Origin of the sequence: Roseimicrobium sp. ORNL1, from assembly GCF_011044495.1 — a bacterium.
Taxonomy (GTDB): Bacteria; Verrucomicrobiota; Verrucomicrobiia; order Verrucomicrobiales; family Verrucomicrobiaceae; genus Roseimicrobium.
In genome coordinates, this window is record NZ_CP049143.1 from 1,239,399 (window position 1) to 1,261,194 (window position 21,796).

The 21,796-nt window shown below is 59.2% G+C and carries 17 protein-coding genes; 9 read left to right on the plus strand and 8 right to left on the minus strand.

The annotated features are described in order from the left end of the window. A complete protein-coding gene (locus G5S37_RS32655) occupies positions 1-135 on the minus strand; it encodes a hypothetical protein (protein ID WP_276617024.1) in 135 nt (44 codons plus the stop codon). A gap of 496 nt (positions 136-631) precedes the next feature. On the opposite strand from G5S37_RS32655, the gene G5S37_RS05050 reads away from it, so the two are divergent. The 3 genes from G5S37_RS05050 (at position 632) to G5S37_RS05060 (ending at position 3,321) form a co-directional block, all read left to right on the plus strand. Next, positions 632-934, plus strand: coding sequence for an RNA-binding protein (locus G5S37_RS05050; RefSeq protein ID WP_165201471.1), 303 nt, complete (start codon positions 632-634; stop codon positions 932-934). A 201-nt stretch (positions 935-1,135) separates the two neighbouring features. Then, entirely contained in the window at positions 1,136-1,513 is a 378-nt protein-coding gene (locus G5S37_RS05055) for a BlaI/MecI/CopY family transcriptional regulator (RefSeq protein ID WP_165201473.1), read from the plus strand. An 11-nt stretch (positions 1,514-1,524) separates the two neighbouring features. Then, positions 1,525-3,321, plus strand: coding sequence for a M56 family metallopeptidase (locus tag G5S37_RS05060; RefSeq protein ID WP_165201475.1), 1,797 nt, complete (start codon positions 1,525-1,527; stop codon positions 3,319-3,321). Positions 3,322-3,688: 367 nt separating this feature from the next. Here the strand turns inward: G5S37_RS05060 and G5S37_RS05065 are convergent, their stop codons facing one another. The 3 genes from G5S37_RS05065 to G5S37_RS05075 form a co-directional block, all read right to left on the minus strand. Continuing rightward, on the minus strand, positions 3,689-4,696 hold the full coding sequence (locus tag G5S37_RS05065; protein WP_165201477.1) for an alpha/beta hydrolase: 1,008 nt from the start codon (positions 4,694-4,696) through the stop codon (positions 3,689-3,691). Between the two features lie 18 nt (positions 4,697-4,714). Then, positions 4,715-5,593 carry a subclass B3 metallo-beta-lactamase gene (bla, locus tag G5S37_RS05070; protein WP_206026316.1) on the minus strand — a complete coding sequence of 293 codons (879 nt, stop codon included), beginning with the start codon at positions 5,591-5,593 and terminating at the stop codon, positions 4,715-4,717. A 102-nt stretch (positions 5,594-5,695) separates the two neighbouring features. Next, entirely contained in the window at positions 5,696-6,931 is a 1,236-nt protein-coding gene (locus tag G5S37_RS05075) for an LL-diaminopimelate aminotransferase (RefSeq protein ID WP_165201479.1), read from the minus strand. A gap of 231 nt (positions 6,932-7,162) precedes the next feature. Between G5S37_RS05075 and G5S37_RS05080 the strand changes: the two genes are divergently transcribed. Beyond that, positions 7,163-7,492: an antibiotic biosynthesis monooxygenase gene (locus G5S37_RS05080; protein ID WP_206026317.1), complete on the plus strand. Its 330-nt coding sequence runs from the start codon at positions 7,163-7,165 to the stop codon at positions 7,490-7,492. A gap of 23 nt (positions 7,493-7,515) precedes the next feature. Here G5S37_RS05080 and G5S37_RS05085 read toward each other — a convergent pair whose 3' ends face one another. Then, the gene (locus tag G5S37_RS05085) at positions 7,516-9,702 is read right to left on the minus strand and encodes an adenylate/guanylate cyclase domain-containing protein (RefSeq protein WP_165201481.1); all 2,187 of its coding nucleotides are present in this window, start codon (positions 9,700-9,702) and stop codon (positions 7,516-7,518) included. Between the two features lie 212 nt (positions 9,703-9,914). Here G5S37_RS05085 and G5S37_RS05090 point away from each other — a divergent pair, with 212 nt between their 5' ends. Together G5S37_RS05090 and G5S37_RS05095 are read left to right on the plus strand one after the other, a co-directional pair. Beyond that, a complete protein-coding gene (locus G5S37_RS05090) occupies positions 9,915-10,889 on the plus strand; it encodes an outer membrane beta-barrel protein (RefSeq protein WP_165201483.1) in 975 nt (324 codons plus the stop codon). 66 nt (positions 10,890-10,955) lie between these two features. Continuing rightward, positions 10,956-13,145, plus strand: coding sequence for a FecR domain-containing protein (locus G5S37_RS05095; RefSeq protein ID WP_165201485.1), 2,190 nt, complete (start codon positions 10,956-10,958; stop codon positions 13,143-13,145). A gap of 476 nt (positions 13,146-13,621) precedes the next feature. Here G5S37_RS05095 and G5S37_RS05100 read toward each other — a convergent pair whose 3' ends face one another. The 3 genes from G5S37_RS05100 to proB all read right to left on the minus strand — a co-directional run bounded on the left by G5S37_RS05100 (position 13,622) and on the right by proB (position 17,514). Continuing rightward, positions 13,622-15,055 carry a sulfatase gene (locus tag G5S37_RS05100; RefSeq protein WP_165201487.1) on the minus strand — a complete coding sequence of 478 codons (1,434 nt, stop codon included), beginning with the start codon at positions 15,053-15,055 and terminating at the stop codon, positions 13,622-13,624. 317 nt (positions 15,056-15,372) lie between these two features. Next, positions 15,373-16,638, minus strand: coding sequence for a glutamate-5-semialdehyde dehydrogenase (locus G5S37_RS05105; RefSeq protein WP_165201489.1), 1,266 nt, complete (start codon positions 16,636-16,638; stop codon positions 15,373-15,375). Positions 16,639-16,740: 102 nt separating this feature from the next. Next, the gene (gene proB, locus G5S37_RS05110; RefSeq protein ID WP_165201491.1) at positions 16,741-17,514 is read right to left on the minus strand and encodes a glutamate 5-kinase; all 774 of its coding nucleotides are present in this window, start codon (positions 17,512-17,514) and stop codon (positions 16,741-16,743) included. Positions 17,515-17,786: 272 nt separating this feature from the next. Here proB and G5S37_RS05115 point away from each other — a divergent pair, with 272 nt between their 5' ends. From G5S37_RS05115 to G5S37_RS05125, 3 genes are read left to right on the plus strand one after another with little or no spacing between them, the layout of a single operon-like run. Then, positions 17,787-19,595 (plus strand): tetratricopeptide repeat protein, encoded by a 1,809-nt coding sequence (locus G5S37_RS05115; RefSeq protein ID WP_165201493.1) that lies wholly within the window; start codon positions 17,787-17,789, stop codon positions 19,593-19,595. Further along, on the plus strand, positions 19,576-20,835 hold the full coding sequence (locus G5S37_RS05120; protein WP_165201495.1) for a tetratricopeptide repeat protein: 1,260 nt from the start codon (positions 19,576-19,578) through the stop codon (positions 20,833-20,835). Before G5S37_RS05115 ends, G5S37_RS05120 begins: the two co-directional genes overlap by 20 nt. A 39-nt stretch (positions 20,836-20,874) precedes the next feature. Continuing rightward, entirely contained in the window at positions 20,875-21,789 is a 915-nt protein-coding gene (locus G5S37_RS05125; RefSeq protein ID WP_165201497.1) for a tetratricopeptide repeat protein, read from the plus strand. The last annotated feature ends 7 nt before the right edge of the window (positions 21,790-21,796 follow it).

Consider the following 21,796-nt stretch of genomic DNA (forward strand, 5'->3'; position numbering starts at 1 on the left):
TTAATCGAGTAGCCAGACAAACACAAGGTTCCAGCAGATGGCGCCAGCGACCAGCCCGCCGGTGGCCCACAGGATAAGTATCTGGTCGCCGCCGGAATAGTTCACGAACCATGACAAGGGAGCGATGATGAACATCACACCTGCGGCCGTGATGCAGAACCTCCCAAATTCATGCCATTGCGGGTGGGAGATCTGAATCCGTCTAATCTGAGCCCACGCAGGGATGCTCATAAGGGCGAATAACCCGACAAGAAAGAACGCTCCGCTTCCTGCAATCGCCTCGTTCATAAACAAACGGTCTCCTACTTCCTCAGCAAGTCCACTGCTTTCGCATCTCAAGGGCGCGCCTCCCTATGAAACGTGACATTCTGCGAACGAGACAGATCCAGGGCTGCCATGTTCACACTTTTACGAGATTGCCGCCTTACGCCGTGAGCAGGGTGTTCTGCTTCTATGGCAGTAGAGAAAGGCCTTGTGTTTAGGCTTTTCAAGTTTATACATTGGATTGTTAGCGCACCTGTACAAACTCAAGACATGGTAGTCGCCGGGCAGATTCTTGATCTGGCGGCGATTTGAAACTCGGAGATCGAGAACAGTCGAAGAAAGCAGACTGTTCTCTCAATCCAAGTTCATGAACACCAAGCTCTATATTGGAAACCTGTCTTTTGACACCTCTGAAACCGACCTTCGCGCCACGTGCGAACAGCACGGTTTGGTCACCGATATCCATTTCCCAATCGATCGCTCCACGAATCGCCCTCGAGGCTTTGCTTTCGTGACGATGGAAAACACGGAAGGGATGAAGAAGGCCATTTCCGCCATGAATGGCAAACCTCTGGACGGCCGCCTTCTCAAGGTCAATGAGGCAGTCCCCCGTGACGATCGTCCCACCTTTTCCGGCGGAGCCGGTGGCAGGTCACAAAGTCGCTATTAATTAGCGCTGCCAGAGCTGGCTCTTGCCAGTTGATTGTTCGGCGGAGTCTCTTGCGAGATTCCGCCGTTTTATTGCAGTCGAAGGGAAGGGGATGGGATGTGCCCTCACGCTGGCTTTGTGTGCAGCGACGGTGAACATTTTTGCGGGATCCCTACGTTTGTAGTGGACAGAGCCCTACAAATGTAGTGAACTCGGCGAAATATGTCGCTACCTGCCATTTCCGAATCCGAGTGGGCTGTCATGGAGGCCCTGTGGGACTCTGCTCCGCAGACAGCCTCGGAGTTAACCAGGACACTCCGTCCCACGATGAACTGGGCGGAGAACACGGTGCGCACGCTGCTGACGCGGTTGCTTGAAAAGGGCGCGCTTAAGACCAGTGAAAACAGCGCCGGTACCCGCACCTACCTGCCGGCAGTGAAGCGTGAGGCCTGCGTGCGGGCGGAGGGGGAGTCCTTTATGCAGCGCGTCTTTGGCGGCGCGGCGAAGCCGTTGCTCATCCACTTCGCCCAAAACAACAAGCTCACCGCCGAGGAGGTACGTGAGTTGAAGAAGATTCTCGATCAATCACTCAAGTCCTGATTCGACCTGACATGAACACGCTCATGCCGCTCTTTGACTGGATGCTCGCCGCGAGTGCCCGTGCTTCGGCACTCGCCGTGGTGGTGCTCATCGTTCAGGCGATGCTCCGGCATCGGGTGCCAGCGCGGTGGAGATATGCCTTATGGTTGCCGGTGCTCATCGTGTTGCTCATGCCGGTGTTTCCGGAGAGTTCGTGGAGTGTGAGTTCCATCACGCATCTGGAGCCGGTGAAGAAGACAGTGCTTCCGGCGATGGAGCGGAGCGTTTCATTGCCTGCGCCTTCTGTCCCTTCGGAAGGAGTGTCCAAGTCCGCACCCATGTCATGGAGACAGGTGTTGTGCGTGGTCTGGCTCGCTGGTGTGGCGAGCATGGCATTCATCGGCCTAATCTCTTATGGGGGCACGCTGCAGCGGTACAAATGCAACCGCCAGCCGCTGAGCGATGGCTTGCAGCGTGAGCTCGCCGCGATGGTGCAAGAGGTGGGGTTGCGCCGTGCTCCGCAAGTATGGTTGGCTGATGCGGTTCCCAGTCCTGCGGTCACGGGTATGCTGCGCCCTGTGTTGCTGCTTCCCTCGCAGTTCGAGCAGACACTCGGACAGCAGGAAGCGCGTCTCGTCCTGAAGCATGAACTCATGCACATCAAGCGTGGTGATCTTCTGCTCAATGCGCTGCTTTGTCTGTTGCTGGCACTGCATTGGTTCAATCCCGTGCTGTGGTTCGCCTTCTTCAAAGCGCGACTCGATCGCGAAGCAGCGTGTGATGCCCAGGTGCTTGGCAATGAAGACCAGATCCAGCGAGTCGCCTACGGCCACACCTTGCTAAAGGTGGAGAGTTCCTTCAGCCACCACGGACTCAGTCTCGGGTTTGTTGGCATCTTCCAGCGCGGCGCTGCCCTCCGTTCTCGTATTCGTTCCCTTGCCACCAAGCCCAGCCATCATCCCCTTATGAAAGCCACTCTCAGTCTCGGCATCGTGCTTTTGAGTTTCCTCGGCGTCACGCAGGCCGCTACTCCAGCGCCGGATCCGAAGGCTCCTCAGATTGAAATCGCGTCCAAGTTTGTGGAAATCACTGAGCGCAATCCAGGTGCTTTCGTTGACGCTCCGCTGCCTGCTCCACTTCCCGGTCCCCTTGATGGGGCGAAGATAGTGCCCACCCTGACCAAGACCTACACAGATCCTCAATTCCAAGTGGTAGTCAGGAATTTGAGCCAGCGCAAAGGTGTGGATCTCCTGTCCGCTCCCAGGGTGACGACAAGAGCAGGACAGCGGGCGAAAGTCGAGGTTGTTCGCGAGTTCGCCTACGCGAGCGAAACTGGCCAGCAGGAAACGGAGAACGTGGGTGTCACCCTCAACGTGATGCCCAAGATCACTGCTGAGCAAAAGATTGCCCTCGACCTCGCGCCGCAGGTCTCGGAGTTCGAAGGTTTTGCACCACCTGGAGGTGCCAAGGAAGGACCGGTATCTGCAAGGACGGTTCTGCATAGTGATGGCACCCGCACTGAGTCCGCCAGCAATGCGGAAAAGGGGGAACTGCGCGAGTCCAAATATGACGCACGTGGCGAGCTGCAGTCCCAGACAGTCGTACCCTATAGAAAACCCATCTTCAGCAAGCGCAAAGCAGAAGTTCATGCCGTGATTGCTTCGGGGGAGACCGTGGTTTTGGAATTGGATCCAAGGACCGACAAGCAACTCGTGGAAGAGACGGATGAAGCTGGCCGTGTCATCAAGTCGGAGACCATATCTTTTCAGCGACGGTGCTTTGTCTTTGTCACTGCTACCGTGGTGAAGCCTGCTGCGGAGAAGAAGTGAGTGGGTGGAGGGGTCTCTGGGTTGTCAATCCGCATGCCAATACCTCGTAGTGGGAAGTCTCCCGCATAGCGCATGAACGTCAGGTGACTGATAGCGAAGTGGTGCCGAAGGCCTTGGACTGCGTGCAGCCCTGCTGCCGCTTTCCTCAGGTGCAGCCTGCTGTACGCCTCATTGCGACGAAGTCGCCAAGCCCTTCTGGATAGGTTACGTTGTGTGCGAGTGTCACCATCGCTGCAGCAGGCTGCAGACTCTTCAAAGCGGCAGCAGGGCTGCACGCAGTCCAAGGACGCTGCGCGTCACTGCTTCTGGATCATTCGTGTGTATCCCTTTTCACAACAATGTCGCAGTTCTGGTAGCGAAACGCTTATCACGGCGGCAACGCTTCCAAAAAGAAGCGCCCCAACGTGGCATACACCTGGGCCGGAGTGACGAGGATGTTGTTGTGACCAGCACCAGGCACATTGAGAAACTGCTTCCGTGCGTTGGGCACGGCTTGAAAAAGCGCCTGTGCGTGATGTGGCTGGATGAAGGCATCGGCATCGCCGTGACCAATCAAGACTGGGATGGACGTCAGGCGCGCCGCAGCATCAATCGGACGAATGGCAGACGGCTCGAAGCCAGCGCGGTGTTTTACCAATGCATACACCATGGCTTCGGCAGGCTCGCGCAGAGGACCGAAGTAGTTCACCGCCTGGTCATGGATGACGTCCTGCAGCGAAGCGAAGCCGGAAAGTTCCGCGACTGCGAACCAGCCATCCTGAGGTCTTGCTGCCGCTTGGATCGCGATCGCACCGCCTTGTGAAATGCCAAAGAGACCTGCGGGTGCGGGGTTGAACTGAAAACGTGTGGCCGCATCTTGAAACACCTCGCTGGGAAGACTCGCTTCTCCATGACCAAAGGTGGCAAACTTCGCGGGATGCTCGCCGTGGCCGGGAAGGTCCACGAGGATACAACGAAATCCTGCGGCACAGAGGCGCTCGGCTACGGGAAGGTAGTCTTCCTTGCGCCCCTTGTGTCCATGCAGGAGCACCAGCGTGGCTTTGATGGCGCCCCAAGGTTCCAGCTTCAGGCCCTGCGCTTGAAGTTCGCTGCGCACCTTCGTTCCTTTGGCGGCTGTATTTACCGGTGTAGCGAGAGGCTCGCACAAGAGGCAAGGCGTATCGAAACCATCACTAGTGCGGACCTTGAATGGCTCCACCCGCACGCCATGAGCCGCAGGATTTGCCAGAAACTCCACATGGTAGTCTTGCAAAGGACGCCGCGCAGGTGTGATGAGCTTGCTGGAGGCATACCACACGAGTCCGAAAAATCCCGCGCAGGTGAGCAGCAGCACCGCGCCCAGTACCTTCAACCAACGCCAGCGTCTGCGTTTCATGTGAGTCACGAGGAGAACTCAGTTCTTCGCCGACTTCTGCTTCTCAAGCTCCTTCAGGAACGCTTGCTCACGGTCCTCCACATACCGCTTGTAGCCTTCCTTATCGATGAACGGATTCGTGGTGGCGCCTTCGAGGTTCTTTACCTTGCTCTCCATGTCGTAGTAGCTGCCGTGGGCGCCGAGGAAGAGATCCACGGGCAGGGACTTCAGCACGCGGAAGGTTTTCTCATAGTCGGTGGCGATGCCGGGATAGTCCTTGTTGTTCACGAGAATGTAGCCGGGGTTCACATTCGGGCTGCCGATGATCACGGCATCCAGCTTCTTGCCGTTCTCTTCCACCTGCAAAGTCCACGTGGTGCAGCCGGGGGTGTGACCGGGAGTGAGATGCGCGACAAGAGTACTGCCCCCCAGCTTCACTTCATCGCCATCCTTCAGCACACGATCCACCTTGGTGGTGGGAAAGGTGGCGTAGGCGGGCTTCAGGCGGGACTTGGGTTTGCCACCGGATTCCACGGTGTCCTGGTCTTGCTCCATCACCATGTACTTCGCGCCGGTGGCCTTGAGGATGGCTGCGCTGCCCGCGCAGTGATCCCAGTGCGCGTGGCTGATGAGCAGGATCTTCACGTCGCTGAACTTGAAGCCCAACTGCTCCACGCTCTTTTGAATCAGCGGCAAGGAGTCCTCAAGGTTGCTGTTGATGAGGATGTGTCCTTCTGGCGTGGTGATAAGGTAGGTGGCCAGTCCCTTCGAGCCCACGTAGTACAGATTCCCCGCGACCTTGTGCGGAGGGAAGGGCTCGGACCATTCCGCCGTGTTCTGCGCGCTGGCAGTGGAGCTGAGGACAGTGGCGCTCAAGCCAAGGGCGAGCATGCCAGAGAGGAAGAGGGAACGAGTCATGGGGAGTGAGAAGAGCGAGCGCGAGAGAGCCAAAAAATTCGGGGAATGGGACTACGCCCATTCCCCGAATGTTGAAACGAGATTCTCGAATACTGAAAACGCTTACTTCAGCGCAGCGATGCGGCGGCAGACTTCCTCCACATTGGCGCGGCTGTTGAAGGCGCTGATGCGGAACCAGCCTTCACCAGCGCTGCCGAAGCCGCTGCCAGGGGTGATGACCACATTCGCTTCGTTCAGCATCTTGTCGAACATCTGCCAGCTCGACAGACCGTTCGGGCAACCAACCCACACGTAGGGGGCGTTTACACCACCGTAGACGGGAAGGCCGGCGTTCTTGCAGGCTTCCACGAGCAGGGCGGCATTGCCCATGTAGTGCTCGATGAGTTCTTTCACCTGGGCCTTGCCTTCTTCGGTGTAGAGGGCTTCGGCGCCGCGCTGCACGATGTAGCTCGCACCGTTGAACTTGGTGCTGTGGCGGCGGCTCCAGAGGGGATGCAGCGGATGCTTGCTGCCGTCCTTCTTGCGGCCCATGAGGGTCTTCGGGATCACGATGAACGCACAGCGCACGCCGGTGAAACCACCGTTCTTGGAGAAGCTGCGGAACTCGATGGCGCAGTCGCGCGCGCCTTCGATTTCATAGATGCTGCGGGGCAATTCCGGGTCGCGGATGAAGGCCTCATAGGCGGCATCGTAGAGAAGGGTGGTGCCGTTCTCCAGGCAGTACTTCACCCAGGCTTCGAGCTGCGCACGCGTGGCCACGGCGCCTGTGGGATTGTTCGGGTAGCAGAGGTAGACGAGGTCGACTTTCTCCTTGGGGATGTCGGCCACGAAGTTGTTTTCCGGGGTGCACTTCAGGTAAACGAGACCGCCGTACGCGCCGTTCTCGTCGGCGTCACCGGTGTTGCCATTCATCACGTTGGTGTCCACGTACACGGGATACACCGGGTCGGTGATGGCAATCTTGTTCCCGCTGCCAAAGATGTCGAGGATGTTGCCGGTGTCGCACTTGCTGCCGTCGGACACGAAGATTTCGTCCGCTTCGATGTTCAGGCCGCGAGCCTGGAAATCGTTCTTGGCGATCGCGGTGCGCAGGAACTCATAACCCTGCTCCGGGCCGTAGCCGTGGAAGCTCTCGCGCTTGCCCATCTCATCCACCGCCTCGTGCATGGCGTAGCGCACTGCCTCGGGGAGGGCTTCCGTCACGTCGCCGATGCCGCAGCGGATCAGCCGTTTCGCTGCATCAGGATTGGCTTCGGTGAAGGCCTTCACGCGCCGGGCGATCTCGGGGAAGAGGTAGCCGGCTTTGAGCTTGAGGTAGTTTTCGTTGATGAGTGCCATGGTAAAAGGGGAGATGAGGAGCCCGTCATCATGCCGGAAAGGGGCGCAAATGCAACCGCCGCCGTGCCTCCTTGAGGTGGGTCGGTAGGCTCCGGGAACAGCCGCTTTTTCCACGCCCGAAAGGAAACTGGAAGTTTTTTGCAACCAAACCCCCGGATTTAGGTTAGTGCCCGCAGGGATTTCTTTCGAAATCAAGGAAATGCATTGCGAAGCATTATGAAAACATTTATCATGCCTCCAATCACGTCGACCATGCACGTCACGATTCGGCGCTACAAAATCCACCCGGGTGCCACGCAGCAGCTGGTGGATTCCATCAACGAGCACTTTGTGCCGCTGATACGCGAGGCGCCACGCTTTCTGGCCTACTACGCCGTTGACGAAGGCGATGGGGATGTGACCGCCATCAGCATCTTCGAGGACGAGGCGAGCGCGACGGCTTCCAACCAGCTGGCCTCCCAGTTTGTGATGAAGCATCTCTCAGCGCTGATCCCCTTCCCACCGAAGATCATCTCCGGGGATGTGGTGGCCACGGCCAACGCGGGTGAGGTGGCGGCGTAAAAGGCAGCGTCCCCTACAGCCGCCTACTTCTTGGTCAGCACGTACACGCCGTCCCATTCATGGGGTGGCTCTGCCAGCAGGCGATCGCAGCGGTGGATGTATTCGTAGGTTAGCTGGTCACCCAAGCCTGCTTCCTCTGCCCGGAGGAGTGCCTCTTTGGCTTCGGGAAATTTCCCTTCGCGATACAATACGATCGCGGATTCGAAGTCATCGAGCCCCGGTGGTTTGGAGTCTTCGCTGGTGCCGATGATGGTGTAGACCGCCACAGGTACCAGCTTGCCGGGAGGGCGCACCAGATCGGCGGTACGGCAAATGTAGTCATCGCCAAGGTGCTGGCGCACGGCATCGCTGATCAGCAGGTCCACCCCATACTGCTTGGAGGCACTCTCCAGACGCGAGGCTGTGTTCACGCTGTCGCCGATGACGGTGATGTCCATTTTCTCATAGGGGAACTCACTGCCGATGTTCCCCACGACTGCCTGTCCTTGATGGATGCCAATGCCGAACTTCAGGTCCTTGAGGTCGCGTTTTCTTCGTTCGGCATTCAATTCCTCCAGGGACTTGCGCATCTCCAGGGCGGATTGCACTGCGCGACGGGCATCCTCGCGAGCGGTGCTTTCATCCTGGGCGCCTCGGATGCGGAACCACAGGGCCATCACGGCGTCGCCGATGAATTTGTCCACGAGACCGCGCTGTTTGAAGACTCGCTCCACCATTTTGCTTAGGTACTCGTTGAGCTGGGCCACCACCTCGGAGGGCTGCATGGCTTCCGACATGCTGGTGAAGCCGCGCAGGTCGGAGAACAGCACCGTCACGGTGCGATCCATGCCCCCGAGCATGTTGAAGAGATTATGGCGGTCGCGCACCATTTCCTTCGCCATTTCCGGGGAGGTGTAGCGCGCCAGCAGTCGGAGCGCGTACTGCTGCGCGCGGCGTTGCATGAGGTAGTTCCCCGCAAGGCCCATCACACCGCACAAACCTAACGCCAACACGAAAGGCACAGGGCTGGCCTCCAGATTGTGACGGTCAAACAACCAGTAGGTTCCCGCATACGCGCCCACGATGACCAAAACCAGAATGCCAATGGTGGCAAGGGGGTGGCGAACGAGGGATACCAGGGACCAAGCCAAGGCGGTGCCCAAAGTCAGGCTGGCCCATGGCCACCACCACGGCGCATCGTGCACAAATGAACCAGCTAGCAACGCCGTGAGGGCGTGAGCGTGAATACGCACCCCTTCGAAGCGCCCGAGAGTGGTATCCTGAAAGTCCTGCAGGTCCGAAGCGGTGGCGCCGACCATGACAATCTTGTCCTTGAAGACTGCGCCTTCACCGAAATTGTTTTTCCAGAAGTCATCCACGAAAAGCTGATGGATGGACAAGGGTGGATAGGCGCCCGGATCGCAAAAGCGTAGTCGCTCCAGTGTCCCGGCTTTGGCTGCAGCCTCGGGATTCACTTTGCGACCAAGTACCATGGCAATGGACGGCCGCGGGACCTCCGTCGGGTCCTTCTGTGCTTCAATCGTACCCTGCTCGATCAGCTGGTTTACGGATACCCAGTAGTCGGCGCTTCGCACCACACCGTCGATCTTCGCATCCCCGAAAAAGTTCAGGATGCCATACATGTCGCTAGTGCGAAAATCCTCCCCGACCACGGTGCTGCTGGGTTCCGTCAGCGGTACTATTTCCGTGGACTCCGCGATTCCCTTGGTCCCGGCAGCGGACTCGATTTCATATTTGCCTCCGATGACCACCTTCCCCTTGTGCCGCTCCAGCGCTTCCCGGAGGAGTCGATCATCTTCCTCATCGTGAGCCGGGGCTTTGAAGGTAAGGTCGAGGAAGACGTATTTTGCCCCGGCTTCGAAAAGGCGGTCCAGCACGGGAGCCCACACGCGGCGGCGCCACTGCCACTGCTTTTTCATTTCCTTGAGGGCAGGTGAGGCGTCGATTTCCTCTGGCCACAGGGTGTCCAGCTTTTGGCTGGCGTCGTCGATGCCGAGGATGACGATGTCGTCACGAGCGGGTGTTTTGCGCGAGCTTGCGTGAAACTCATCCAGGACGAGGCGATCCCTCGCATCCATGAGGGGGCGGGTATCCTTCAGACCGTATAGTAGCGCCAGTACCCCGAACGAACCCAGAATCAGCATCGCGAGCATCCGCTGGCGCACAGCGGATTCCGAACTCAGCAGATTCTTGAGGCGGTTGTTTGTCACAGAACTGTGGATGACGTTTGCTGCTTAAACGATGAAACTCAGACCCTGACAAGCCGGGATTCCATGTGTCTGGTTTCAAACATGTTTTACCAGCCCCGGATTTGCCCGATGGGCTGCTGAGACTTGATTGAGCCTATCACTGGACTTTCCCCTAAAAAATCCTTATCCTCTGTTCGTTAGAGCTAGTCCGTCTCCCTGAGTTTTCCCGCCTCATGACTGCCCTGTCCCGACACCTTCGGTCATTTTCTGCGTTCGCTTTGCTCGGCCTTGCTCTGCCACTGTCTGCGCAAACCCAGCTGGACCCGGCCCGTGCCGCTGCTGCCACCCCCACGGATGATGCGGCCACCCGGGCGCTGAACCGTGCGCAGGAGGCCGCCCGCGCCGGATTCGATACGGAGAACGACTACGCTCCCGCCACGCCTGGGGACAGAGACCTTGGAGACCAGCTCATTCTCAAGCGCCTGGATAAAGTGCAACCCTTCACCGCGTGGCTGGACAGCAGCGTCTTCTGGACGGACAACGCGGCCAACGTGGACCGGGGGAAGATTGACGATTGGTTCTACGTTGGGGGTGTGAACATCGCCTGGCAGAAGCAGCTCAAGGGCCGGTTCTTTGGAGATGCGTATCTCGGCCAGCACTGGTACGCCTATGACGAACTGGACGATCTGGACTACGAAAACGGCGAGGCGAGCGCCGGGATTCTGGTGCTCGCGCCGGAACTGGCGAATTCAGTCTTCCACCTGCACTACTATTATCAGCGCATCACCCAGGGGCTGGATGAGTCTCCCATTTATGACACCCACAACATTCGTGTGGGCGGCCAGAAGACGTTCCTCATCGACCGCCTGAACAGTGTGAACCTGAGCCTGATGAGCTCCTTCTCCCTGGATGCCGAGCCGGACGTGCTGCGCCGGCACGAGCACTCCGCCCATGTGGGATACAACCTGAAAATCACCCGGGAATTGATGTTTTCGCTTACCTACCGCCTGATTTACTATGATTACTTCAACCTGGAGAACCGTGAGGATTGGTACCAAAATTTCGGTTCCTTTGTCACATGGCGCCCCAGAAAGTACATGGAACTCAGTGCAGGTTACAATTTCACCCTGAACAAGAGCAACCTCGATGCCTTCGACTATGAGGCCCACCTTGCGGGCCCGTCCATCGTGCTGAAGTACCAGTTCTAGCCTCGCGCTCTTTTCTTTCCCCTGAAGTCGTTCCTTTCCGTTCGTTACCTGTCTCCCGATACTGTCATGAAAGCGAAGCCCCTCCTTCTTGCGCTGCTTGCCGCTGGCGCAATGCCAGGCGTGACGGCGAACAACCTGTTCGCCGCCGGCTACAGCAAGGCCGAATTCACCCGCCTGCACAATCAGGTGAATGTGCTCAAGGGTGAAGAGGCTCCCAAGCCCGCTGCCGTGGGCCAGGAAATCACGAATATCACTTCCGTGGCAACCGGGGCAGATTCCCGCGCGGAACTGCGCTTTCCAGACAATTCACTCACCCGCATCGGCGCGAACTCGCGTTTCACGCTGAAGGGGGATGGGCGGACCCTGGATCTGGATGCCGGCGTGATGATGCTCCAGGTACCCAAGAAAATGGGCGGTGCCAAAGTCCGCACGGCGGCCGTGACTGCGGCGGTGACCGGGACGACGGTTCTGTTTGAGTATCTCCCCGGCGGCTTTGTGAAACTCATCTGCGTGGAGGGTTCCGTGGACCTGTCCATGAACAAGAATCCCAGCCAGTTCGTCACGCTCAATGCCGGGCAGATGATCATCATGAAGGATGTCCTCACTCAACCCGTGGACGTGGATATTGCCACAATCCTGAAGACCTCCAAGCTCATCAGCGGGGATGACCTTGGTCCCAATGCCAAGCAGATCAACCAGGCCATGCTGCAGCAGCAGAAGGAGATTCAAAAGGGGGATCTCGCGGTGACCAACATGGTTATTGAGGGACGTGGCACGCTGGTTTCCCTGAACAACAACACCGCCATCAACGTCATCAAGGGCGTCACCATTACGGACAACAATCCGCCCCCGCCCAACCCCAATCCCAACCCTGGTGGAAACGGTGACAATCCGAATCCCAACCCAGGTCCGAACGGTCCCACCTTCACTGGGATTGCTCCTCTGATCGCCGGCACCACGGTGCTGAACAACAACTCCACGGTGTTCACCAATCCCCATGTGGAGGCTTACAATGTGCAGCAGGGCGGTGTGATCACCTCCGAGGGCATTGTGTACAACGGGCTCGCGGACGGACTGTTCCAGAACTTCACCTTTGGCGTCACGGACGTGATCAGCCCGACGCTGCAGCCGCTTTTGAATGCCCCTTCCGATGCCACGGGCAATCCCAGCAGCGGAGATTGGGCGCTCTTCAAGTTTGAGAGGCTCATCATCAACGGCACTCCTTACTTTGAGTTTCCCTATACCTTCGCCTACACCGAGGTGCCGCCGCCGATTCGCGACGTGATCCTGGCCTCGCAGAATGGCATTCTTCTGGGCGAAGCCAACCAGTTCCCCGGTGAGGTGCCTGCGAATGCCGGCGGCGTTGTGGCGGACCAAACCAGTGAAGATAGCCTCCTCGATCTGGCGGATGACACCCTGATCGACAACCTGGTCCTCTACACCCAGAACGGCAACATCGACATCAAGACCTCCAAGGGCAACGCCATCCGCGGTTACAACCAGAATGTGACCCTCGTCGCCGCGAGTGCGACGAGTGATGTGAATGTTGGAGGGGACATTTTCTTGGAGTCCGGAGGTGACTACTATGAGGGCACCTTCACGGCGAATCTGAATGTGATCGCCGGCCGCGATGTGAATTTCACCGAGGCGAAGGTCGTGGCAGATGCGGTGAACATCGAGGCAGGTCAGGATGCTAATTTCAATGGCGCCAAAGTCATCGCCAACAAGCGGAACCTCACGGTGACCGCCAAGCGCCATATCAACGTCAGCAACAGCTCCGAGCTCAAGGCGTTGTCCTTCGTCGAGCCGAGCAAGCTCGTGAAGTTGGTAGCGCAGCAGGGGGATATCAATATCTCCAACAGTCTGGTGGAAGCGCGGAACATTGAAATGGAGGCGCTGGCGGGGAACATCCATCTCCTCAACACCCAGACCTCAGGGGACATCTTCAAGGCCACCACCTACGGAGCCAACGGGTGGATCAACGTTGGCGGAACCACCATCAATGCCGGGACCCTCATTCAGCTCTTTGCACAAGGCGCCAACGGTGGCGTGAGGTTTACCGATAACTCGCAGCTGAATTCCCCTGTGGTGAAGATCGTGGGCAAGACAGTGGAAGTCTTGAACGGCAAGACGGTGACGGTCCCGGAGAGTACGAGCAGCTTCAAGATCTTCTCTGACAATCACAAGTACAACATCTCGGGGCAGGGGACCTTCACCAAGGTGCCGCAGCAGCAGGCGTTTGGGCCGCCGGATTGAGGTTGGGGTAGACTTACATAATAAAAGCCTGGTCTCCTGATCGGGCTGGGGTTGGCGGGTTTCTCAACCCGCCAATTTTTTTGTGATGGTTGCCGGGCAGCGTGAATGTCCCCAGTTATCCTCACAGTCAGTCACAATGCGAAACGAATACTTGAGCCCCTGAGGCACCATTCGCGCTGAGTGATAGCGCCCCTCCACGCCAATGGGACGGTAGGGATGCGCTCCTGCGCGTCCGTAGATCGCGGGCGGAGGTGGAGGGAGATGCCACGTGGCGAGGCCGTTTGTCCCCCAGCTCCACACCGCCTCCGCCCACTTAAAGTGGGACGCGCACGAGCGCATCCCTGCCGCATCTTTGGTGGAAGGACGTTCGCCTTGAAGGGCTTGGTCCGCGGAACTGCTTCAACGTGCTGCATCGACTAGGTGAATGGCGGGTTGGAAAACCCGCCGGCCACTGTCCGGTCAGGAGACCCGACTTCCTACTCTGCGTCGTCCTGCTTTTTCTTCTTGGCGGCTTTGCCCTTGCCCTTCTCCTTGCCTTCGCCCTTGGAGGTCACGGATGGCTGGTTTTCCTTGGGCAACCACTTGGCGAATTCGGCTTTCTTCTCGGCGAAGTTGGAGTCGCCGGCGAGGTTCTTGTACTCCAGGGGGTCCTTGGTTTCGTCGTAGAGTTCCTCGTCGCCGTTCTCATAACGGATGTAGCGCCAGCCCTCGGAGCGCACTCCGTGGTTGCTGAACAGATGGGTCGTGAGCGCGGGGGTATCCCAGGCGGACTTGGGATCGGCCAGCAGGGACTTGATGCTCTTGCCTTCCACATGCGCCGGTGTCGGGATGCCTGCGAGGTCGCACAGGGTGGGGTAGATGGTCATGTAGTCCACGGTGCGCTCGCACAGGCTGTCCGGCTTGGTCAGGCCGGGGACGACCCAGAGCAGGGGAGCGCGGGTGGACTCCTCCCAGAGGGCGAATTTCCTCCAGTGCTGCTTCTCACCGAGGTGCCAGCCGTGGTCGCCCCAGAAGACGATGATGGTGTTGTCCTTCATCGGGGACTTGTCATAGGCCTCCATGAGACGGCCGATGTTCATGTCGGTGTAGCTGATGGCAGCGAGGTAGCCCTGCACGGCTTCCTTCCAGCGTCCGCTTTTCAGCATGGCGGCATGGTCGCCTTCGGGCTTGGCCATCCGCACCCCGGCAGGCGGGATGTCATCGAGATCGCTTTCGAGATGCGGGGGCAGCTCAATCTGGTCCAGCGGGTGCATGTCGTAGTACTTCTGCGGGACATTCCAGGGCATGTGCGGTTTGTGCAGGCCGCAGGCGATGAAGACGGGCTTGTCGTGCTTCTTGCCGAGCTGTTCGATGGCGTAGTCGGTGATGCCCCAGTCGGAGATATCGGAGTCTGCGCAGTCGAGCGGGGCGAACTTGATGCCGCCCACGCCATCGCTGCCCTGGGGTTTGGGTTCCTTGCCCTTCTCCTTGGGGTATTCTTCCCACTCGCTGGTCCGGTCGAAGCCGCCGTGGTAGATTTTGCCTGCGCCGCAGGTGAAGTAGCCGGCGTTGCGGAAGGTGGTGATGAGGGTCTTGTCCTCTGGGATGACCGTGCGCCAGTCGTCGTTGTTGCTATACACGCCTGTGGTGCTGGGGCGCATGCCGGACATGAGGGCCGCGCGAGAGGGATTGCAGACGGGGGCGGCGCAGTAGCTGCGGGTGAAACGCACGCCGCGAGCTGCGAGCTTGTCGATGTTGGGCGTGATGGTTTGCTTGTTACGCCCCAGGTAGCCGACCCAGTGGTTCAGGTCATCGATGGCGATGAAGAGAATGTTGGGCTTGGCTTTCGAAGGCGGGGGAGTGGTCTCCGCTGCGGCAACGGGAAGGATGCCGCTCGCCAGGAGCGCCAAGGTGGCAAGAATGCGTTTCATCCCTGCCAGACGAAGGGCGGGGAGGGGATGTTGCAGCAATCTTATACTAGCAGGAGTGCAAAATGGGTCTTGTGCAGGGAGCGAAGGGCCCGGCAAAGGAGCGTGGACACTCTTGTCCGCCGTTCTGTAGCACAGCGATTTCCATCTTGTGGAAGCTGCGTGTGACATCTCTGAAGCAGCTGGTGGAATGCTGCCTTGCCTGCCGAATGAAAGAGGGTGGTGTATCAGGGGTAGCGGACAAGAGTGTCCGCGCTCCTTTGGAAGCGCGGCGTCTCACCGCGAATCCAACTGCTCCATACGCAGACACAGCACCATTACTACGCCCGCACCTGCCCAGTACCGGTCACGAGGTACTTGTAGCTGCACAGCTCTGCGAGGCCCATGGGGCCGCGTGCGTGGAGCTTGTCGGTGCTGATGCCGATTTCCGCGCCGAAGCCGAACTCACCACCGTCGTTGAAGCGCGTGCTGGCGTTCCAGAGCACCACGGCGCTGTCCACTTCGTGCATGAACTGTTTGGCCACGGACTCGGTTTCCGTCACCACGGTATCCGTGTGGCGGGAACCGTGGGTGTTGATGTGGGCGATGGCTTCATCCACGCCCTTCACCGTTTTGGCGGAGAGGATTAGGTCGAGGTATTCCGTGTTCCAGTCCTCCTCGGTGGCAGCCTTGGCGCCGGGCCAGTATTTCTGCAGCGTGGCGTCAGCGCGCACTTCTACGCCCTGATGGCGCAGCAGGTCGGCGAGGGTGGCGGCGAAACCTTCGGCAATTGCCTCATGCACCAGCACGGATTCCACCGCGTTGCAGGCGCTCGGCTTCTGGACCTTGCCATTGATGATGAGGTCGGCGGCCATCTCGAAGCTGGCGTCCTCATGCACGTACACGTGGCACACGCCGTCGTAGTGCTTGATGACGGGCATGCGGGCCTCCTTCACCACACGCTCGATGAGCCCCTTGCCACCACGGGGGATGATGAGGTCGAGGTACTGGTCCATCTGGGCCAGGTGGGTCACGCTCTCGCGGTCCGTGAAGGGGATAAGCTGGATGCTGTCCGCAGGCAGGCCGGCGCGCTCGCCGCCCTTCTGCAGGGCATCGGCCAGCGCGGTGTTGGAGTGGATGGCCTCCGAGCCGCCGCGCAAAATGGTGGCATTGCCCGTCTTGAAGCAGAGCACTGCGGCGTCGCTGGTCACATTGGGGCGGGATTCGTAGATGATGCCGATGACCCCGATGGGCACCCGCTCCTTGCGAAACTTCAGGCCGTTGGGGCGGGTCCATTCGCCCAGCACCTCGCCCACGGGGTCGGGCAGGTCAGCCACCTGTTCGATGGCTATGGCGATGGCTTCCAAGGACTTCGGGTTCAGCTCCAGGCGCTGCACCATGGGCTTGGAAAGGCCCTTCTGCTCTGCGGTGGCGATGTCCTTGGCATTGGCCTCCAGGATGGTCTTCTGGCGACTGCGCACCTCCGCTGCCATGGCGCGGAGCACGTTGTTCTTCTGCTCCGAGGTCAGCTTGACGAGTTCACGCGAGGCCGCCCGGGCGCGGGCACCCATTTCGAGGATGCGGCTCTGGATTTCTTGGGAGGTCATGACTGTTCGTGAAGACGGGCTGGTGGGCAGGAAAAGAAAGGGGATAAAGCTGGGAAGGATACGTGCCGTGGGCGCTCCCGGAGCAGAGCGCCCATCGGTTGGTTACGCAGGAAGCGGGAAGCGCGTGCCCACGCCGCCACCTTCCACCAAGTCCGCAAGCTGCTCCGGGTGACGGCCGCTCGCGATGATGCAGGGAATGCCCCCCTGCACGGCATCTTGCACGGCGCGCAGCTTGGAGGTCATTCCGCCGACGGAGAGCGAGCCCTTGACTTCCTCAGCCAGGTGCAGGCAGTCCTCCACGTTCGCCACCACCGGCACGATTTCCACGGAGCCGCTGTCCTTCAGGTTCATGAGGCCGGGCACGCTGGTCAGCAGGATGAGCAAGTCCGCCTTCCAGAGCAGGGCCACGCGGGCGGAGAGTTTGTCATTGTCGCCAAAGCGCAGTTCCTCGACCGCCACGGAGTCATTTTCATTAATGATGGGAATCACATTATCGGACTCCAGCAGCCGGAGGAGGGTGGCTTTCACCTTTTCTGCACGGTCCTGACTCTCAAGATCTGCATGGGTGAGAAGCAGTTGTCCCACGTTCAATCCGTGTCCACGGAGGAAACTTTGATACGTGTGCATGAGCATCGTTTGTCCCACAGCGGCACAGGCTTGCAGGGTGACCATGTCCTGGGGACGCTCCTTGAAGCCCATGGCTTTCAGGCCCGAGGCGACCGCGCCGCTGCTCACCACCACGACATCGTGCCCGCGCCGCTTCAGTTCCGCGATGGCCTGCACCAGTTTGCAGAGCTGTTCTTCATCCGTTTCCGCGCGATCGGTGCGCGTGAGAATGCCACTGCCGAACTTCAGGATGATCTTCTTGCTGCTCATGATTTGGGAAAAGGGGCTACAGCATGACAAGCGCAGCCTTATTTGCAACCTTTCGCCGAATCCGTGTCTAAGGTTCTGTCGGCTACTTCGTTGTGCCTCGTTTAGCCAAACCAGGCCCTAAAATCGTATCCACCGAGCTGTTTATTTTTTTCTCGCCAAACCAATGCTTGGTGGTTAAAAAACCGGCCCCCGCCATAAAAATTGCCTTGCTGATCCAATGCCCGTCCCGTCAGAATGACACCCTACGCCCTTGTCTTCTGACAGAGTGCTCTATGAGAACGCTTTTCTTCTTTGCCTTCAGTCTTTGTCTTACCGGTTCGCTTGTAGGACAAGCAACTCCTCCGAAGCCGCCGGCCACGCCAGCGGCACCGGCAACTCCGGCTGCGCCTGCAGCACCCGGTACAGCGCTGAATCCGGAGCAGGAAATGGAGCAGATGTTCAACGACATCCAGAGCTCCTTCTCCAAGGGCATGTATGACGTGGCCCTGCAAAAGATTGGGGCCTTCCATACGAAGACCAACAACAAGGACTTCCCCCAGGTGATTTTCATGGAGGGGGCCTGCCACTTCAATCTCAAGCAGTTCGACAAGGCGGCGACCTTCTTCGAGAAGTTTGTCACCACGTATCCTGAGGAGGGAGCTGTGAACGACGCCATGATGGCGCTTGGTGAGTCCTACCTCAGCGCCGGCATGGCGGAGAAGGGCATCGAGGCGCTCAAGAAAGCTGCCGCGGTGGATGAGTTGCGCGACCGCGCCGGGTTGATGATCGCCAACCACCACAAGAAGGCAGGCCAGCCGGATGAGGCGCTGCAGATTCTCGAGGTGGTGCTGAAGGACCAGCAGGGCGCGCCCACGCAGGAGCAGCAGCAGGCCATCTTGCTTGCGGCGGACATCTATGTGGCCAAGGGCCAGTCGGACAAGGCTTCCGCGTTGATGGAGCGTCTCCGCAGCGGTACCAGCGGTGCCGAGAGCATCGTGGAACTCAACATCCTCGCCCAAAAGGTGGGGGATGCGATGCTGGAGTCGAGCAACTTCGGGGAGGCGCTGCGTGCCTACCAGAGCATGCGCCGCCACTCGGAACTGGTGCGCCTGCAGAAGGAGCGCCTCGCTGTCATCGAGGGCTGGGTCTCGTCCATCGCCGCGGGCGGACGTGTGCAGTTCATGGGCAAGCTTCTCTCGAAGGAAGAGGCGGACGCGCTTCTCGCCCAGAACAAGAAGGTGCTGGAAGACATCGAAGCGGTGAAGGACTACGACGCGAACATCTACTACCGCCTCGGCCAGTGCTTCTATGAGATGCAGCGCATGCACGAGGCCATCCTCGCGTTCAAGGAAGTCTACGAGAACTACAGGGAATTCCCCGGTCGTGATGGCGCCCTGTTCGGCATGATTGCCGCCAACCAGCGGATCGAACGCGCTGGCCGCGCCTACAAGCTGTGCGAGGTCTACATGAAGGATTTTCCGGATGGGAAGTTCATCAACGAAGTGACGCAGATGTTTGGCTCGCTGGCCTACGAGAGCGGCAACCTGGAAGCGGCGGAAGAATCGCTGCAGCGCGTGGTCGCTGCCACCAAGGACCCCGAGCAGAAGGTCTCGCTCATGTTCCTGCTGGGAGTGGTCCAGTTTGAAGGTCAGAAGTTCGACGCCGCCCGCGGCACCTTCCAGACCATCGTGTCCGAGCACAAGACCTCGGTGCAGCGTCCGATGGCCCAGTACTACATTGCGCTTTCGTATTTCTTCCAGAACGACTCCGTGAAGGCCCGTCGCGCTCTCCGTGATTACATCGCGGATAATCCGAAGGGCGAAAACGTCGTGGACGCGCGCTACCGTCTCGCCTTCATCGAAGTGCAGGCGCAGACAAACCTGAAGGAGGCCCTCGCGGACCTGGAGAAGCTGACGGTGGACCATCCCAATGACCAGAACATCGGTCAGGTCTGGTCCCTGCTTGGGGACGTGTATGCCCAGCGCCAGCCCACGGAAGAAGAAGCCAAGAAGGGTGTGGACTATGTGCTCAAGACCCTGGAGGCCTACCGCAACGCGGTGGGACAAGGCCAAGTCTCCGGACGTGATCAACTACGCCATTGAAAACGCCACCAATCTCATGGTGGAAAAGGGCATGTGGAAGGAGCTCCAGGACATGTGGAGCAAGTACTACAATGCGGAAAAGGGCAAACCCGGAGCGCTGAAGGCCATCTACTGGATCACCCGCGCCAACGAACGTGAGGCCAAGGAGCTTCAGAGCCAGGGCAAGCTGGACGAAGCCAGGGCCGCAGAGCAGTCCGCACGCAAGCTGGTAGCCCAAGAGATGGCCCCCCACCTTGGCAATCCTGGCAATGAACAGGTAGAAGTACTCATCCAGCAGCTCACGACCATGATGGTGCCCAAGCGCCGTCCCCGCGCCGTGGTAGCTGCTGCTCCTGCCCCCGCACCTGCTGCTACTCCTGACGGCGCGGCAGCCACGCCTCCGCCTGATGGCGCTGCCGCTACTGGCGCCGCACCTGCTGCGGCCCCTGCACCTGCCGCCCCTGAGCTCACGTTTGAGCAAGTGGAAGAGGAGTTCAAACAACTCGTCACGCCGGAAGGTGGCAACATGAATGGAACCGCCGCCGCCCGCATCCTCTACGGACGCGCGCTTATCGCCCGCCTCTTCAAAGATGTGACCAAGTTTGAGAATCTCATCAACCTCATCCCAGATGCTGCCAAGGCGGAGGAACTGAGCCCGCTGCTTCTCGCGACTCTTGGCGATCTGATGTTCAAGAAGGGTGACGTCGACAAGGCTGGTCAGTACTACGAGCAGATCCGCTTGAAGTATCCCACCAGCGAGTTCGGGGACAAGGCGCCCACCGGTCTCGGTGAAATCGCCTACCAGAAGAAGGACTACGAGAACGCCCTGACCCTGTTCACGGAGGCCGTTGAGAAGTATGGCTTCAGCCCGGACAGCATCCTGAACGGTACCCTTGGTCGTGCGAAGACCCTCCTGGCGATGGGCAAGCATGATGAGGCGCTGAAGCTGTACGAGACCGTCATCAACACCCGCGACTGGCGTCCTGCCATGCCAGAGGGCCTCTTTGGCGCCGGCCAGTCCTACGAAGCCAAGGGCGAACCGAAGAAGGCCATCGACTTCTACCGGAAAATCATCATCGCCAACCGCAAGAACAAGCCCATTCTGGCCAAAGCCTACCTGCGTGCAGCCGAGTGCTACATCCAGATCAAGGACAACGCGAGCGCCCGTACCGTGCTCGAAGAGATGTTGCGCCAGAAGGACATCACGGACCAGCCTGAGTTCGAGCAGGGCAGAACGCTTATCAATTCCGTCGGCCCCTAGTCCAGTCTATAGTATTTTGAGCAGCTTCCGCTTCGCTTCATGAAAGCCGCAATCATCTTTTCATTCCTCTGCCTTTTCACCGCTGGCCTGCATGCCCAGGCGCTGGTGCTCAAGGACGGCAGCCGCATTCCGGGAGGCCAGTTCTCCATCGAGGGGGGCAAAATCCAGCAGAAAAAGACCCTCTCCAACGGCCAGTCCGCTGTGGTGATGGTGCCCGTGGAGAACATTGACCGCCTCGAGTGGCCGGAAGTCACCCAGGTCCTGGAGGCGCACACGCTGATGTCCGAGGGCAAATCGAAGGAGGCTATTGAGACCCTGCAGAAGGCCAAGGACTTCTTCAAGCCCCTGAAGTCGGTGAAAGGCAGCCCCTATAATGAGGTGGCCTTCGCCCTCGTCGAGACGATGGACCAGGCGGGCGACTTCGATGGACTGCTGCGTGCGCTGCCTGAAGTGGAAGGCATGAAGTGGGACAAGACGAAGGAGTTCAAACTCCGCATCGTGAAGCTCAACATGGACCGCCGCACCTCGTCGGATCTGGAGGCGATCCTGGGTCGTGCCGAGAGCCTGCTCCGCGATACGGACGACTCCAACGTGGCGGCCCGCCTGTGGATCACCATTGCGGAGATTCACACCCGCCAGGAGCGCTGGGAGCAGGCCTTTGAGGCCTATCTCCACGTGCCTGTCTTCTACGGCAGCCAGGGCGCCCTGGTTCCGCAGGCCGAGTTGTCCGCCGCCCGCATGCTGGCGAAGATGGAACTTTTCAAAGACGCCGTCGGTTATTATCAGAGAATTCAGGAACTCTATGCTGGGTCGGAGATCGCGGAGACCGCGAAGAAGGAAATGCTGCCCATCAACGGTCTGCCCAACAAGGCGGACAAGGTTCCTGGCTCCAAGAACAAGGAGAAGGACAAGCAAGAATCACCAAAGACCGCCGCAAACCCAGATTCAAAGTAATCAGATA

Bases quoted from the DNA above. Each gene is read 5' to 3' on its own strand.
- G5S37_RS05105 (WP_165201489.1), bottom strand. From the start codon at position 16,638: ATGACCTCCCAAGAAATCCAGAGCCGCATCCTCGAAATGGGTGCCCGC.
- G5S37_RS05075 (WP_165201479.1), bottom strand. From the start codon at position 6,931: ATGGCACTCATCAACGAAAACTACCTCAAGCTCAAAGCCGGCTACCTC.
- G5S37_RS05100 (WP_165201487.1), bottom strand. From the start codon at position 15,055: ATGAAACGCATTCTTGCCACCTTGGCGCTCCTGGCGAGCGGCATCCTT.
- G5S37_RS05080 (WP_206026317.1), top strand. From the start codon at position 7,163: ATGCCTCCAATCACGTCGACCATGCACGTCACGATTCGGCGCTACAAA.
- G5S37_RS05090 (WP_165201483.1), top strand. From the start codon at position 9,915: ATGACTGCCCTGTCCCGACACCTTCGGTCATTTTCTGCGTTCGCTTTG.
- G5S37_RS05065 (WP_165201477.1), bottom strand. From the start codon at position 4,696: ATGAAACGCAGACGCTGGCGTTGGTTGAAGGTACTGGGCGCGGTGCTG.
- G5S37_RS05060 (WP_165201475.1), top strand. From the start codon at position 1,525: ATGAACACGCTCATGCCGCTCTTTGACTGGATGCTCGCCGCGAGTGCC.
- G5S37_RS05095 (WP_165201485.1), top strand. From the start codon at position 10,956: ATGAAAGCGAAGCCCCTCCTTCTTGCGCTGCTTGCCGCTGGCGCAATG.
- G5S37_RS05125 (WP_165201497.1), top strand. From the start codon at position 20,875: ATGAAAGCCGCAATCATCTTTTCATTCCTCTGCCTTTTCACCGCTGGC.
- G5S37_RS05115 (WP_165201493.1), top strand. From the start codon at position 17,787: ATGAGAACGCTTTTCTTCTTTGCCTTCAGTCTTTGTCTTACCGGTTCG.
- proB (WP_165201491.1), bottom strand. From the start codon at position 17,514: ATGAGCAGCAAGAAGATCATCCTGAAGTTCGGCAGTGGCATTCTCACG.
- bla (WP_206026316.1), bottom strand. From the start codon at position 5,593: ATGACTCGTTCCCTCTTCCTCTCTGGCATGCTCGCCCTTGGCTTGAGC.
- G5S37_RS05050 (WP_165201471.1), top strand. From the start codon at position 632: ATGAACACCAAGCTCTATATTGGAAACCTGTCTTTTGACACCTCTGAA.
- G5S37_RS32655 (WP_276617024.1), bottom strand. From the start codon at position 135: ATGTTCATCATCGCTCCCTTGTCATGGTTCGTGAACTATTCCGGCGGC.
- G5S37_RS05055 (WP_165201473.1), top strand. From the start codon at position 1,136: ATGTCGCTACCTGCCATTTCCGAATCCGAGTGGGCTGTCATGGAGGCC.